General features: G+C 46.2%; 17 protein-coding genes. 3 read left to right on the forward strand and 14 right to left on the reverse strand.

Going from position 1 to position 13,089, the window contains the following annotated elements; all coding sequences use genetic code 11:
* Positions 1-7: 7 nt before the first annotated feature.
* A complete protein-coding gene (locus NATSA_RS10290; protein ID WP_210512309.1) occupies positions 8-2,056 on the forward strand; it encodes a tetratricopeptide repeat protein in 2,049 nt (682 codons plus the stop codon).
* A 162-nt stretch (positions 2,057-2,218) separates the two neighbouring features.
* On the opposite strand, the gene NATSA_RS10295 is transcribed toward NATSA_RS10290, so the two are convergent.
* The 5 genes from NATSA_RS10295 to NATSA_RS15900 form a co-directional block, all read right to left on the reverse strand.
* Positions 2,219-2,641, reverse strand: coding sequence for a hypothetical protein (locus NATSA_RS10295; RefSeq protein WP_210512311.1), 423 nt, complete (start codon positions 2,639-2,641; stop codon positions 2,219-2,221).
* A 274-nt stretch (positions 2,642-2,915) separates the two neighbouring features.
* On the reverse strand, positions 2,916-3,278 hold the full coding sequence (locus tag NATSA_RS10300; RefSeq protein ID WP_210512313.1) for a hypothetical protein: 363 nt from the start codon (positions 3,276-3,278) through the stop codon (positions 2,916-2,918).
* 374 nt (positions 3,279-3,652) lie between these two features.
* Complete coding sequence (locus tag NATSA_RS10305) at positions 3,653-4,561, reverse strand: homocysteine S-methyltransferase family protein (protein ID WP_210512315.1); 909 nt, start codon at positions 4,559-4,561, stop codon at positions 3,653-3,655.
* Between the two features lie 230 nt (positions 4,562-4,791).
* The gene (locus NATSA_RS10310) at positions 4,792-5,202 is read right to left on the reverse strand and encodes a VOC family protein (protein WP_210512317.1); all 411 of its coding nucleotides are present in this window, start codon (positions 5,200-5,202) and stop codon (positions 4,792-4,794) included.
* A gap of 126 nt (positions 5,203-5,328) precedes the next feature.
* Complete coding sequence (locus NATSA_RS15900; protein WP_473763343.1) at positions 5,329-5,571, reverse strand: hypothetical protein; 243 nt, start codon at positions 5,569-5,571, stop codon at positions 5,329-5,331.
* On the opposite strand from NATSA_RS15900, the gene NATSA_RS10315 reads away from it, so the two are divergent.
* Positions 5,532-6,419 carry an IS110 family RNA-guided transposase gene (locus NATSA_RS10315; RefSeq protein ID WP_210512318.1) on the forward strand — a complete coding sequence of 296 codons (888 nt, stop codon included), beginning with the start codon at positions 5,532-5,534 and terminating at the stop codon, positions 6,417-6,419. The genes NATSA_RS15900 and NATSA_RS10315 overlap by 40 nt on opposite strands.
* Before the next feature lie 540 nt (positions 6,420-6,959).
* Here NATSA_RS10315 and NATSA_RS10320 read toward each other — a convergent pair.
* The 6 genes from NATSA_RS10320 to NATSA_RS10345 all read right to left on the reverse strand — a co-directional run bounded on the left by NATSA_RS10320 (position 6,960) and on the right by NATSA_RS10345 (position 9,106).
* A complete protein-coding gene (locus tag NATSA_RS10320) occupies positions 6,960-7,361 on the reverse strand; it encodes a putative toxin-antitoxin system toxin component, PIN family (protein ID WP_210512320.1) in 402 nt (133 codons plus the stop codon).
* Complete coding sequence (locus tag NATSA_RS10325; protein WP_210512322.1) at positions 7,358-7,576, reverse strand: ribbon-helix-helix protein, CopG family; 219 nt, start codon at positions 7,574-7,576, stop codon at positions 7,358-7,360. The genes NATSA_RS10320 and NATSA_RS10325 overlap by 4 nt, the downstream gene beginning before the upstream one ends.
* Positions 7,577-7,786: 210 nt before the next feature.
* The gene (locus NATSA_RS10330) at positions 7,787-8,128 is read right to left on the reverse strand and encodes a DUF5615 family PIN-like protein (protein ID WP_210512323.1); all 342 of its coding nucleotides are present in this window, start codon (positions 8,126-8,128) and stop codon (positions 7,787-7,789) included.
* A complete protein-coding gene (locus NATSA_RS10335) occupies positions 8,125-8,349 on the reverse strand; it encodes a DUF433 domain-containing protein (protein WP_210512324.1) in 225 nt (74 codons plus the stop codon). Before NATSA_RS10335 ends, NATSA_RS10330 begins: the two co-directional genes overlap by 4 nt.
* 203 nt (positions 8,350-8,552) lie before the next feature.
* Complete coding sequence (locus NATSA_RS10340) at positions 8,553-8,888, reverse strand: DUF5615 family PIN-like protein (RefSeq protein WP_210512325.1); 336 nt, start codon at positions 8,886-8,888, stop codon at positions 8,553-8,555.
* The gene (locus NATSA_RS10345; RefSeq protein ID WP_210512327.1) at positions 8,885-9,106 is read right to left on the reverse strand and encodes a DUF433 domain-containing protein; all 222 of its coding nucleotides are present in this window, start codon (positions 9,104-9,106) and stop codon (positions 8,885-8,887) included. Before NATSA_RS10345 ends, NATSA_RS10340 begins: the two co-directional genes overlap by 4 nt.
* A 378-nt stretch (positions 9,107-9,484) precedes the next feature.
* Here NATSA_RS10345 and NATSA_RS10350 point away from each other — a divergent pair, with 378 nt between their 5' ends.
* Complete coding sequence (locus tag NATSA_RS10350) at positions 9,485-10,753, forward strand: transposase (RefSeq protein WP_210512329.1); 1,269 nt, start codon at positions 9,485-9,487, stop codon at positions 10,751-10,753.
* Positions 10,754-11,056: 303 nt separating this feature from the next.
* On the opposite strand, the gene NATSA_RS10355 is transcribed toward NATSA_RS10350, so the two are convergent.
* The 3 genes from NATSA_RS10355 to NATSA_RS10365 form a co-directional block, all read right to left on the reverse strand.
* Complete coding sequence (locus tag NATSA_RS10355) at positions 11,057-11,860, reverse strand: PGN_0703 family putative restriction endonuclease (protein ID WP_210512331.1); 804 nt, start codon at positions 11,858-11,860, stop codon at positions 11,057-11,059.
* Between the two features lie 119 nt (positions 11,861-11,979).
* Positions 11,980-12,366 (reverse strand): hypothetical protein, encoded by a 387-nt coding sequence (locus NATSA_RS10360; protein WP_210512333.1) that lies wholly within the window; start codon positions 12,364-12,366, stop codon positions 11,980-11,982.
* A gap of 162 nt (positions 12,367-12,528) precedes the next feature.
* Positions 12,529-12,831, reverse strand: coding sequence for a hypothetical protein (locus NATSA_RS10365; protein ID WP_210512335.1), 303 nt, complete (start codon positions 12,829-12,831; stop codon positions 12,529-12,531).
* Positions 12,832-13,089 lie beyond the last annotated feature (258 nt).

Here is a 13,089-nt window from a genome sequence, read left to right on the forward strand (position 1 = left end):
TGTGACAATGAATAATGCCGTTTTTCAAATCTGCAAATATGCCATACCGGTACTGATTATCTTCTTTTCAGCAGCTTGGGCCGGTGCGAAACCTCCGGAATTTCGGGAGGGTTTTCGGCTTTATCAGCAGGGAGACTATTACAGAGCTATCTTTGCACTGGAGCGGGTCATCGAACGGTATCCGCAGCATTCAGATGCACATCTGCTGCTTGCTTCATCCTATCTGGAAACAGGCGATGCACTGACTGCCGGGCAAAAGGCTGAACGCGCTGTTGAACTGTTTCCGGCCATACCCGCACATCGCTGGATTTATGCCGAGGCTTTGCTGCAGCAGAAAATGTTCCGCAGGGCTCTTGATGAATACAAAAAGCTGAAAGATGAGTTCAGTCGCAGCAAATCATTGAAGCCTCTTGAGATAACCGATGAGCAGGTGGATCAGAGAATAGGTCTTGTCTATCAGGCACTGTCGGGAAGATCTTTTCAGGAAAATCAAATAACAACAGCTGTCAGTCAGATGCGGCAGGCAGTTGAACATCTGAAAGATTCAGTTCAGGTGCACAAAGCCCTTATCTTTCTGCTGACGGAATCAGAGGCGTATAAAGAGGCCATTCAGGCAGTCGATTACGCCCGTAATTTTTTCCCGGATGATACGGAACTGCTGCAGATGAAAGCCGGAATCTACTATCGCATGGATGACCGGAAGGCGTTGCTTGACCAGTATGAGGAGCTGTACCAGAATGCTCCGGAAGATGTAACCAACGGCTTGATATATGCCGGGTTGTTGCACGCCCATCAGCGTTCAGCCGAAGCTCTCACAGTTCTCGAAGATCTTCTGAAACGTCACCCGGAAAAGCGGCAGATTTATCACATGCTGGCCGATATATATGAGCGGCAGTTTCACACGGAAGCCCGGATCGCCGTACTTCGGAAAATGGAAAAACAGTTTCCGGACGAACCGGAAATTTCCAAAAATATTGCACTGGCATATGAGTCAGAAGAAATGTGGCAGCACGCAAGAGCTGTTTATGATTCGCTTGCACTTGAAACGGGTGATGAACTCAAATACCGGCTTGCAATAGCGCACACTTACGCAGCTCAGGACTCTCTTGAGGCTGCATATGACATCTACCAAAAGCTCACACAACACTTTCCGGACAATGATGAAGTGCATTTCAAGAAAGGGAGAAACCTTGAAACCCGTCGCAAATGGGAAGCAGCCTATGCGGTTTATCGAAACTTGCTGTTGACAGCCGGTGTCGTTCATCCGGAATATTATCTTCGTCTCGGTGTGGCGGCAAAAAAAACGGGCAAACAATCAGAAGCTCTTGAGTATCTGCAAAAGGCTGTTAACCGGGGGGCAGATGATCCCGAAGCCAATTTGTATTTGTCCCGGTTTTTTCTGGAAAAGGGAGACCCTGAAGAAGCTGCTTTACAGGCGGAAAGGGCTCTTTACAGAACGCTCGCAGCAATGGCGGAACACCGCCAGGCCCTTGACACCCGGATTCAGCAGGAAGGATTGCAAGCTTACACAAGCGGTGAAGCGGATTTCAGAGAATTGGATAAACTGGATCGGCTGGCGGAAGAATCTTTTCTCTGGTTCACCGGAAATTTCAGCGAATCCACGGTTAATCCGGTTATTGATGATCTGCTGACAACATACCGGACATCTGGCAGGCTCCATTATTTAACCGGTGTATACTATACTTCAAAGGGACACCAAAACAAAGCACTTTCTCATCTGTCAGATGCTGTCAGGTTTGCACCAAGGCTGATGGAAGCGCACAAAGAGCAGGCCCGCATACTGGAGGAACAAGGAGACCCAATTGGTGCCATCGCAGCCTGGGAGCGTGCAGGTGCATTGGCTCCGGATGCTCCGGAGCCTTACCGGGCATTGATCAGGTTGTACCGGACGCAGGGAGAACTGGACATACTGTGCGACAGGTGGCTGGCGCGCTACCGGGCACGGCCCCGTGATGAAACGTTGAAAGCCTTTTTGATTGAGGCCTTGCATAAAGCTGATCGTTTTGAAGAAGCCGGCAGATTAATCAATAATTGAACAGACAGCTGGCGGCTTTTTGCTTCCGCAGAAACGGTGAAGGCCAATTATGTTCCGGGATCTGCTCCCGGTCTGCCTGAAAATTTACCGGGAATAATTTTTGCCAAATACGAGAAGTGGATCATTTATCTTACTTCGCAAATGTCATTTGCCTGGTCCGCACTACATCATCAAAGGCAAGGCGATACAGGTATGTGCCACTGGATATGCCTGCAGGTTCCCAAACGACTGTGTGCGGTCCCGGCGGAAGAATAGTGAATCCTTGCGCTTCGACAAACGGGCATTTTGAAAGCTTCCGTTAATCTGACCATGGATTACCTGTTTTCCGTCTTTGTCCGGAACCCCGTGTTTGGCAGGATCAAGTTCCCATATCCAGCTGTACGTGTACCCAGCTTCAAATTCGTACTCCCAGCCCATGCCATCCTGGACGGTCTGGAATTGCACGGAGTTGATTCCTATATAGGTACCGCCCTTGCCGCCGCTTGCAGTGTAGTAAAGTGTCGAGTCGGTGTCATTGAAGATGGAAACACGGACTTCAATGGTTTCCCCGTATTCGTATTCGGTTTTATCCGTTTCCAGAATCATCTGCTGTGAAAAAACCGGCACACCCGCTGTAAATGACAGCAGAAAGCACAAGGGGAGAAACAAGATGCGCAGAAAGAAGAAACCGTTACGGTTTCGCAAGCAGCTGAAAAAAATCAAACGCGTTTTTCTCATCCAATCGATGAGGCAGCATGTAAACAGCAAACTGCACTTAGTGGTTTTCATAACCTGAGTAGTACTGACTCAACGCAATTCATTTTTAAAGTACTATTAATCCGGTCATATTTCCAAAATCATCGTAAACCGGCAAAAAAGGCTATTGGTTCGGGCCTTCGGATAGTTCAAAGCCGATTTTTTCTGCCTTTTCCACGTCATCGGTGTGAATCAGGGCATAGTGGATGGCCGCATAGGAAGGACAGCTGCAGGCACCACAGACTCCCAAGTGTTCCTTGTCGGTATCAAATAGGTCAATTCCTCTGGATTTCAGAAGCTTTTCCGTATCAGGAGGTTCATAATTATCATCAGGATCACATTGTTGTCCGCCTGAAAAAACCTGCTCCACCCAGGCCTCATTTTCCTCGCCGGGCTCATCAGATATCAGCTTGTGATCCGACATCAGATCACAGGAAAAAAGCAGAAATAATGCAGCGAGCGGAATGATATGTTTTTTCAGATGCATGGGAATGGGCCATTAAAGGATGAGAATTCGGTTCATATCAACTACACGTAAATGCACTTCATTACTTTGAAAATAATCCTTTGAAAGTGATCTAAGAAATCAGAATATAAAAGTGATGCGGTTTGCACTCGGCTGCCTAAAGCACAGGCGTAACGTAATCTAAAATATTCATGATGACCTGCAACTCGGCGGATTTCAATAAGATCCGGCTGAAGTTGTTGTATTGTTACACATGAAATCATTCAATGACGGAATGTCAGAGCTCCGGTTATGCAGCGGCATTTGCAAATCGGATTTCACTTGACTGTCGGAGATATTTGCGCTAAGTGACAGCGACAACCTGTTTGTCACGGTGAATAAGTACTGTAAGACGGCTACTGCTCAGTTACATATCCCGCGTCGATCAGCTTGCCGGTCAAAGCCTTGATATGTTCAGGACCTGCCTCGCAGCAACCACCCACTATGCTGGCGCCCAGTCTGACCCAGCCAAGCCCGTGTTCCGCATATGAAACGGGATCCAGATCTTTGCGCACTTCCAATACATCCACCGTGCCGCCCGGAGCAAGTGCATCCACCGATGCGAAAGCGTTGGCATAGCCTCCAAACGCGACACCGGTTTTTGCGAGAACATCCATGGCAGTGGTTACCGCTTCAGGCACAGAACAGTTTACCAGTATACTCTCCGCACCAGCAGATGCGATCTCTTCCGCCGCTTCGGTCAGAGACTCACCGGAGCGCAGAAATCTGCCGTCATCATCATCCACAGTAAAAGCCACCCATACCGGCAGGTTGCTCTCCCTGGCAGCGATGGTCGCCGCACGGGCTTCTCGGGTAACGGACATGGTTTCGCAAAGAAAGAGGTCGACTCCCCGGGCCTGCAGCGAAACTATCTGGCGGTAGGACCGCAGAGAGGCAGCATTGTCAGGTACAATTTCGGAACGGTAGCTCGCAACAAGCGGAGGCAGACAACCTGCGATGCGGACATCCTTGCCGCTTTGTTCACAAGCTTTGCGGGCTGCATCCAGCGCAGAAGCATGCAACGGTTCCAGCAACCCCGGGTCGGCGTCCCGGGCAAGACGCTGCGGCGTGGCGCTGTAGGTGTTCAAGGTGATGACACGTGCCCCGGCGTCTATGAAATCGCGATGGGCTTCCACAACCAGATCCGGTTCATCCAGCATGACCTGGGCAGACCAGAGCGGGGATGCCGGCCGGTTGCTGCGCCGACGAAGCTCCTGTCCCATTCCACCATCCAGAACGGTCACTTCACTCCGATTCAGGTTCATATCAGTCTGTTTATGTTATTTGATGCAGGTCAGAGATTTATGGCAGGATTTATTAAGCAGCCGTGTAATCCACGAGAAATCCGGCTCTCTGCTTTAAAAAAGTTCTTCCGTGAGGGTCATTCTGTCAACCATTTGTTGATGTTGAGGTGGTGCGCTAATGTTATGCGTGACCGGACGAGTCCGGAGCGCCAGCGGACAATATGATCCTCGTCTACGCTATGGTCAGGCGCTCACTCATGAAGCCATGGCGCATAGCTCAGTCCCACCAAAACACCTTCGGGACTCATGAACCTTGCAATAGTTTGTCCCCAGGGTTCGGTCCGGGCTTCGTGGAGAAATTCCTGCCCATTCTGTTTCATTTCCTGTACGGCCGCCTCCAAAGCTGCGACATCCGCCAGCTCAAACTCAATAGTGGCGGTGGGCTCAGGAACTCTCTCCGGCCATTCATCCTGCCCAAAACACGACCGGGCGGCCATTGAAAGGGGCCATACACCAAAATGATTCGCTCCGGGAAACTTATCCATGAAACGATAGTCGTCCATCGTTTCAAGCGGCAGCCCCAGCACCTTCTGGTACAGAGACGCACTGGCTTCCGGGTCTTTTGTTATTGATGCAAAACCGGCGATGCACTTGATTTTCATTATATCCTCCGTAACGGACTTCGTTTGTCGGTCTGGTTATACGGCCATTTAAAAAAGATACCTCGTACTTAAATATTCTTTCCAGGCTTCAATCTCACTATCTCCGTTTAAAATGCTTATGTATTGTTAAAAAGTACAGCCGAAAACATCTTTCTGTGCACTTGGGTGAAGATGACTTCGGTAGTCGCTCAATGCGTGCTGAAAGTGATCATTACCCGAAGGGTACAACGTGGCTGAAATAAATTTGTCGATATCATTATTTTTCACCATTGACAAGCCGAGCAGATGATTTCTCCTGATTTGTCTGAGATAGTCAGAAACCAGCTGGGGTGGAATGTATTTATTGCTGGTACTGGCTGGCTGATTTATGTCAACAGGAGGGTATTGATTTTGTTTTGGGGCACGCTCTGTACATGCGGGCCATTCATGGTGTCAAAACCAAGAACGACCGGGTCGACTCGCTGAAAATCGCCCGGTTGATCCGTGGTGGCAACTTCCCTTTGGCCTATGTATATCCGGCACAAATGCGCCCCACGCGAGATCTTATGCGACGTCGCAATCATTTTGTGCGTAAGCGAGCTGAACTGTTAGCCCACATTCAGAACACCATGACCCAATACAATCTGGAATCGTTGGGCAGTCTTTCGAGGTCGGATCGGCGCCGGGATAAAGACATTCCAGGTCATTTTCCCGATTTGGTCGTACGCCGCATCGTACAGACCGATCTGCAACTCATTGACAGTTATGATCCGATTATCAAAGAACTGGATAAAAAGATTCTCTCGCTTGCCACCGATCATGATCAAACAAGTTTTCACCTGCTAAAAAGTATAAAAGGAGTCGGCGATGTACTTGCCCTGACCATCCTTTATGAAGTTGGTCAGATCAACCGATTTTCAACTCGGGGCGAGTTTTGTTCTTATGCCCGGCTGGTCAAAGCACAGAAGCAATCGGCCGGTAAGAATTATGGAACCAGCGGTGCACGCATTGGAAACGCTCATCTGCGCTGGGCGTTTTCTGAAGCCTCGCTGCTGTATATAAGGGGCAACCAAAAGGCCCGGAAATATTACCATCGCCTGGTGAGTCGGCACGGAAAATCAAAAGCCTTAACCATTATAGCAAAGCGACTCGGTACGGCGGTTTATTATATGCTTAAACGCCGCGAACCCTTCCATGAACAGAAATTTTTAAATATGAATATGAAGCAAGCAATTTAAAACCGGGAGCTGCCGCAAGCCCGGCGTATAACTGAGTTCCGATGGCAAGAGTCTGTGATTGTGTTGTTTCACTATGACGGCATTGACCGATCATATCCCGACGCAATAGACCGCAACGCCGAACTCACACCGCTTGATTGGATGCGGCAGCTGCCCTGGATTTTTTTGATGTCGGATAAACAGCCAAATAAACTGAGGTATCGGTGTGTACTGCCCCTGCTCCGAGATGCACCATAACTGGAATGGCGGATGATTGCCATAGCCAAACGTTTGATCATCCGGGTTCAGGGAACGCAATATTTTCTATGGCCGTCCAATAGACCTTGGGCCGGTGAGTGCCGGAATCGTTCCGGACACGTCAACCGTTGAGCCTCTATATATGTTTGGTGCAGTCACATGAACTGTAAAACCGATTCTGAAAATTGTTTGCAGTACCAAACTGTTAAAAGACAGCGGAATCGCTTAGGCCGGAAAGGATTCTTTACTGGTCAGGGATGAATATTGTCTGTTGACATTGGAGGCCATATATATGTTAGAGCCTTATTGTTGTGTAAGTTCCCAAAACTGCCTGGGTGTAATAATTTTTAGCTGTTTTACTTTATCGGCAATATCGAGGAGATCCTTGTCACCGGTGATTAACACATCGGCCTTGGCATTAAGAGCTGAAGCAAGGACCCATCGGTCGTCTTCATCGCGAATGTGTGTTATTGAAGGTTCCGTGGGCATCGGTTCAACATGATGACGATCTAACAATCGCAAAGTGTCGGCGATTATTTCATTTGGCAGCTTAAATTTTTCAGATAGTATGCGTTCCAGCTCAGATAATACAAACTCTCCGGTCATCAATTCGTGTTTTGCGAGAATGAGTTCAAATACCTCAGGACTTAAACCACGGGTAGCGAAAGCACTTACCAGAAAATTGGTATCGGCAAAAACTTTCATGAAATGTCTCGCCAGACATCATTTTCGGTCAGTATTCCTTCAGCTTCGGCAAAAGGCAAAATACTTTTACGAACTTGTCGAAAAGACTCGATATCCAGCTGTCTCTGAAGGGCTTCGCGCACCAGATCACTTTTAGGCTTGCCGGTGCGTTTGGAAGTCTGCTCCAGCAGATCCTGTAATTCTTTGTTGATACGTATGGAAAGAGTAGCAGTCATGGTAGAAAAATGAGGTGTGTATGACAATGTAATACACATTTAACGCATAAGCAATTTGAAAATTATTGGGTGATAGTTTCAACCTGGCTTTCATTTACTCAAATGAAGAGGCTCTAACGGCAAACGCATAACCGGCGTGGCTGTAAGTTAAAAAAGAGGGCAGGAGCATCTCACACGCCCGGTTGATGCGAATGTTAGCTGCCAGAGTTTTTATAAATCACTGATTTCAACTATCGGCTCCCCCTTTTCAATCAAACTCTTTACCTTAGGCAGTGAAGAAGTGAGGATTTCTCTCATTCTTGCATTTGAAGTATTACCGCTGGTAATCCAGATCAACGCGGGGGGAGAGCCATGTTTTTCAAGTTGATTCAGGAAATCATCATCCTTTGACAAGATAACATAGCCATTCTGCTTTGCATACGTGTAGATTTCAGCATCCTTGGCAAACTGAAGGTCTACTGAACGAGCAGAAACTGCTTTAATGTCATCATAGGTGCGATTAATCCATGCTGCTATGGCAGGAGAGATTTGAGCATCAATGAAGAGTTTCATGCAGCAACAACAGGATGATCAAGTTTGCCCCTGGCATAAATAAGTGCTGCTTTGATATCATCAGGTTCAAGATCAGGAAGCTCTGCAAGCACTTGATCTTGTGTAAGTCCTGTAGCAAGCAAGTCCAAAACGTCGACAACTCGAATACGTAGACCACGAATGCAGGGTCTGCCTCCACATTGGTCGGGATTTACCGTTATTCTGTTACTAAGGTCACTCATGGCTGTGTATCGGTACTTTAACTTGAATGATGAAATTTAACAAAAATGCCTATAATCTCATAAACTGCGATATACCTGGCAGCTAACGGCCCAAGCATAACCGGCGTGGCTGTCAGTTAAAATATGGCAATAGCTTGTTACACGCCCGGTTGATGCGGTTGTTAGATACCGAAACTCCCAGTGAACAGGCATAATACCCGTTATCATATTGAAACGGTATAAGACTTACCCGGTTTGCAATTTTTAATGATCTTAACGGTTGGCTCTAGAAAAGGAAGCAGGTCGTTATATCGATTTGATTTTGCTTGTAAGGCAATTAATGCAATGGAAAACTTGGAAACTGTTTGCTGATATGGGATATTTTGGTCGATAGTGATAAAAATATCAAAATTTTCCTGAGCCAATTCGAGCAGTTTCCCATTTTTAATCCCATTCCAGTTTTTCCCGGTGACGGTTGCAACACGATAGGAATCATCGAGTTCCAAAAAGCGATGCTGAAGTTTGACCGGTAGACATTCGTCAAGGAGAATGCGAGTCATGAAATTTTGGTAAGACGATTTTGAGCTCGCTCAATAAGGGCAACAGCCTGCTCTCGTTTCACGGAAGGGAAGTCTTCGAGGAAGTCTTCCAGAGAATCACCGGCTTTCAGATAATCCCAAAGCGTTTTAATGGGGACACGAGTGCCATGAAAGACGGGAGTTCCACCGAGAATGTCTTTGTTACGAGAAATGATTTTATTTGGCTTATCAGCAATCATAGAGAGAATTTACTCAGTAAGGCGGTAAAAAAAAACGAAAAAGGGAACAATGTCATCAGTATAAAGAACGAGTAGGGACAAATACGAGTATGGTCCCAGTTCATCATAGATTAAGAAGTGAAGAATGGTACAGTATCAGAGAAGGGGTATGAATTTAACCTGGTAGTGATTATGAGGTATCTAACGGTCTCGCGTTTAACCGTTAGCGGCGACGCGGGATACAGAGAATGCGGAAGCATTCTCTCGAGCCGAGAACCAGAAAAAAGCAGGAGCCGCTATACGGTTGAATCTTATAATTAGGCATCCTCCAAGTTGACGTACTTTTCAGCACGTCAACTTCTTTGTCCAAGCTACCAACTCAAACAGTGAGGATGCCTTATGATCAAGATTACACATTTTCAGGATAGCGGCAAGCCCGATCCATCGCAATTGCTGTTGGCTATTGATGTCAGCAGCCGGACCCTGGACATTTATGGGCGTTATGTGCAAAATGGGAATGAATTTGAACTGTCAGAGTCGATTCCCAATAACGTACGTTCCATCATGCACCTGCTGTCTGAGTACAGTCGCCAGGCCATGGTACTTGGTTATAGCGGACTTGCTTTCGTACTGGAGCCGAGCGGACGTCATGAACAAAAATTCACACACATGGCTTATAAAAACGGATATTCCGTATGGCAGGTAAATCCCGAACGCATGTACAAAGCCGGAGTGATTCATCACGGCGATGACGGTAAAAGTGATCCTCAGGACGGTAAAGTGCTGCATATGATGGCCCGCATGGGCAAGGTGTACCTTTACCAGCCTTTGAACGATTACTGGCAACAGCTTCGCCAGCTGGGCTGGTGGCTGGAAGATAGTTCACTGGCCGCTACCGATGCGCGGGTTCGCATGGGAGAGTTGCGAAGGAATTTGTTTGTCGATTATCACCAAAGCCGGGATTTAACCTGGGGGCCCACCGGAATATGCATTCAAGAGCTTTTTGGGTTTGATCCTTGGAAGATAACGGCCGGGGGTGATACGCAGTTCATAAACAGGGTTAAGGCTCACCGCAGAGGCATTCCCGAGCGCTGTCTTCGCAGTATCTGGGATCAGGCGCAAAGCAGTTGCCTGTACGATCCCGGAAAGGATATGCGAGCTTTGCTTAATGATCAGGCAGAGCACTTGTGGAAGACTTGGACTCATCATGCCCATCGTTGCGAGGTCCTTGGCCGACAAATGATCCAGTTGGTGGAAATTTTGAGTGAAGAACATCGAATCCCACCCATCATACCAGGGTTCACCGAACTGATGCGGGTGAAAATTCTGGCCGAGACGGGGCCGCTGGAACGATTTGCTCATTGGAGACAACTGGTGGCTTATGCCGGATTGAAAATTCGAATGCGCCGAAGCGGCAAGTACATAGGCAAGGATCGCATTACGAAAAAAGGCCGGGTGTTGCTGCGCAAGCTTCTGGGACAAGCTGCTTTTTCGCTCACGCGTAAAGATCGCATTCTGGGGGAGTATTACCATCGAAAGCGCCAGGAATCCATGCCGGGACGCAAGGCCAAGGTGGCATGTATGAGAAAGCTTCTGAAACTGCTTTATGGTGCAGCCATGAGTAAACAAGCATTTACAACCGAGCGGGTGTATCGCTCGGCCAGTTAGAAAAAACAGCCGGTTGATGATCTACATAAGCGTTATGTCATCCTCGTTGTGGAATGATCTCACCTGAATCATTGTCACAACCGGCTGTTTGCTTTGAACGGTCCATACTGTAAGATTGTGCGGTCACCATTGACCAAAGGGTGATCAGCATCCAGATAGAGTAACATCGCCGGATAAGCAATCATTTATGAAATAGAAATCGTGGGAATACCCTTTAGCAGAGGTGTGCCTAAAACCAAGATTTTTTACCAGATACTTGACTCTTGGCTAAGAGTAACGCTTGTTATACCACAAAGTGATAATTTAAAAGCCATATTTTTTATTCAACAAAATGCGATGTTTAGTCTTTGCTACCATAGCAAGTTCCTGCCAGAAAACGACAAAACAGCGTGAACGAAGTGAGCAATTCTTCACAGCAGTATGTACACTCCACCATTCTTTTAGAAGGTCTGGGCGTCGGTAGTCTATCAAAACCGCAAATCGCAGGTTCATTTGTGCAGCTGCCAATACATTTCTTATAAGCTGGTATCCATAATATTTATTGCCAATACTGGGGAGCAATTCTACTTCAAATATCTCTTCAAATGCCTCATATCGTGATACATGGCTCTTTTCACGAAATGTAAAGTTTTGCTCCGTAAGCTTTGCTTCAACTATAGTATCTCCGAGCACCATATCAAGCTCCGTTGCATCTAATGATCCATTATGAAGTTGTATTTTACCAGGAACTCCGAATTGTGGATAAGGCTCGACGAAAGTGGCTCCGAAGGCTGGTGCAAGTCTTTGTGCAGCATTTGGAAAGCAGAAAAAGTTCATTAACAAAGCATCAGAACTGTTACTGGAATCGAGTTCTTTTGCATTTGCTCGAAATTCTAATGGAAGGTGTCGTCGTTGAGAATGTGGCTTATTGAGCCTAGAAAACCACTCGCTATTTGAAGTTATGATGTCCCAGACTTCAGGAAAGAAGTTTCCGTGTTGGTTTTCATGGTAAGGAAACATAACTGTACCAGGATTGCCTATGCTACGGTATGACTTTGCATTGACATCTTCAGTCCAAGCAATTGCTCGTTCACGGATTTGTTCTTTAAGTCGTTCAGACCAGTTCATGACGATGGTTGTGGTATAACGGCCTAAATTTGAGCGGCGCGGCAAGATCTTTGAATTCGAGCAGGATAGAGGACGCGACCGCTTGAAATTTTTTGTTATACCCATCCATTCAAATTAATCTAATTTCGAGCATACATAAGTCGTCCATTGGGATATTTATTTGCGAGATCATTTAAAGCATTCCACGCATTACGAGCTTGTCCTCTTGCAGTACGACGTTCAATTTGCCTTTCAGCACCTCCAATCCACAATCGACCTGTTAATAAGATTTGAGTATTATTACTTGTGCTTCTAACCTGAGAAGATATTTGAATAATTGCTCTACTTGTTATTGCTTCGTCAATGAAACTTGCATCAAGTTGTTTACGCTCAGTAGTAATGCTATACAAAACTGGATCAGAACTTGAAATCGTAAGCCCTTGTCCTGTAAGTATGCTTGCAATGTTTCTATAAGCATCTTCTGGCTCATCTTGAGTCTGAATGATAATTTGATTGGCTCTTTCCATAGGTACTGAGCTTGGAGCTGCCGGGGGTAAGCTTGTGGCACATCCCGACAGTAATAAGGCGAATATTGATATATATTTTATCATTGTTACCCTCATATATTATGTTGATGTGTAATACTTAAGATGTACTTAAATACATTTAATGCTTCAGCGCAGAAAATGTTAATAGTCTGATTTTGGAACGAGCCTAAGTAGAGACCATATTGGAGAATTTATATGAGTAATTCCATATTTCCTTAAACTAGCAGGCCCATCATCATAAACTTTTTTGTCGACTTTGACTGCTTCAATTCCTTGCTTTATTTTTGAAAATGGAATTCTTGTATCTTCTCCATTTTGACGAGATACTATTACAGCAGAAATTGTTTCCCTAATGTAACCAAATTTGTTGTATCCAGGGACTTCGGAAATTTGAGTATCTCTAAATATCTGTATGATTTTTTGTAGGATTTCGTCCGAATCCATATTAAGACTCCTATATAAATGTGAATAAATTGATGTTTTATTGATTAGGAACAATGGGTATAACGGTGCGGCATTTGTGCGGCGTGGCAAGGTGTTAAGTAATTGGGTAACTATTGTTTACACGTCCGCACGAATCTTATAATTAGGCATCCTCCAAGTTGACGTACTTTTCAGCACGTCAACTTCTTTGTCCAAGCTACCAACTCAAACAGTGAGGATGCCTTATGATCAAGATTACACATTTTCAGGATAGCGGCA

Source organism: Natronogracilivirga saccharolytica (assembly GCF_017921895.1).
GTDB lineage: Bacteria > Bacteroidota > Rhodothermia > Balneolales > Natronogracilivirgulaceae > Natronogracilivirga > Natronogracilivirga saccharolytica.

Bases quoted from the DNA above. Each gene is read 5' to 3' on its own strand.
- NATSA_RS10325 (WP_210512322.1), bottom strand. From the start codon at position 7,576: ATGACTGCTACTCTTTCCATACGTATCAACAAAGAATTACAGGATCTG.
- NATSA_RS10345 (WP_210512327.1), bottom strand. From the start codon at position 9,106: ATGATTGCTGATAAGCCAAATAAAATCATTTCTCGTAACAAAGACATT.
- NATSA_RS10330 (WP_210512323.1), bottom strand. From the start codon at position 8,128: ATGAAACTCTTCATTGATGCTCAAATCTCTCCTGCCATAGCAGCATGG.
- NATSA_RS10320 (WP_210512320.1), bottom strand. From the start codon at position 7,361: ATGAAAGTTTTTGCCGATACCAATTTTCTGGTAAGTGCTTTCGCTACC.
- NATSA_RS10335 (WP_210512324.1), bottom strand. From the start codon at position 8,349: ATGAGTGACCTTAGTAACAGAATAACGGTAAATCCCGACCAATGTGGA.
- NATSA_RS10355 (WP_210512331.1), bottom strand. From the start codon at position 11,860: ATGAACTGGTCTGAACGACTTAAAGAACAAATCCGTGAACGAGCAATT.
- NATSA_RS10290 (WP_210512309.1), top strand. From the start codon at position 8: ATGAATAATGCCGTTTTTCAAATCTGCAAATATGCCATACCGGTACTG.
- NATSA_RS10350 (WP_210512329.1), top strand. From the start codon at position 9,485: ATGATCAAGATTACACATTTTCAGGATAGCGGCAAGCCCGATCCATCG.
- NATSA_RS10305 (WP_210512315.1), bottom strand. From the start codon at position 4,561: ATGAACCTGAATCGGAGTGAAGTGACCGTTCTGGATGGTGGAATGGGA.
- NATSA_RS10365 (WP_210512335.1), bottom strand. From the start codon at position 12,831: ATGGATTCGGACGAAATCCTACAAAAAATCATACAGATATTTAGAGAT.
- NATSA_RS10295 (WP_210512311.1), bottom strand. From the start codon at position 2,641: ATGATTCTGGAAACGGATAAAACCGAATACGAATACGGGGAAACCATT.
- NATSA_RS10300 (WP_210512313.1), bottom strand. From the start codon at position 3,278: ATGCATCTGAAAAAACATATCATTCCGCTCGCTGCATTATTTCTGCTT.
- NATSA_RS10310 (WP_210512317.1), bottom strand. From the start codon at position 5,202: ATGAAAATCAAGTGCATCGCCGGTTTTGCATCAATAACAAAAGACCCG.
- NATSA_RS10340 (WP_210512325.1), bottom strand. From the start codon at position 8,888: ATGACTCGCATTCTCCTTGACGAATGTCTACCGGTCAAACTTCAGCAT.
- NATSA_RS10360 (WP_210512333.1), bottom strand. From the start codon at position 12,366: ATGGAAAGAGCCAATCAAATTATCATTCAGACTCAAGATGAGCCAGAA.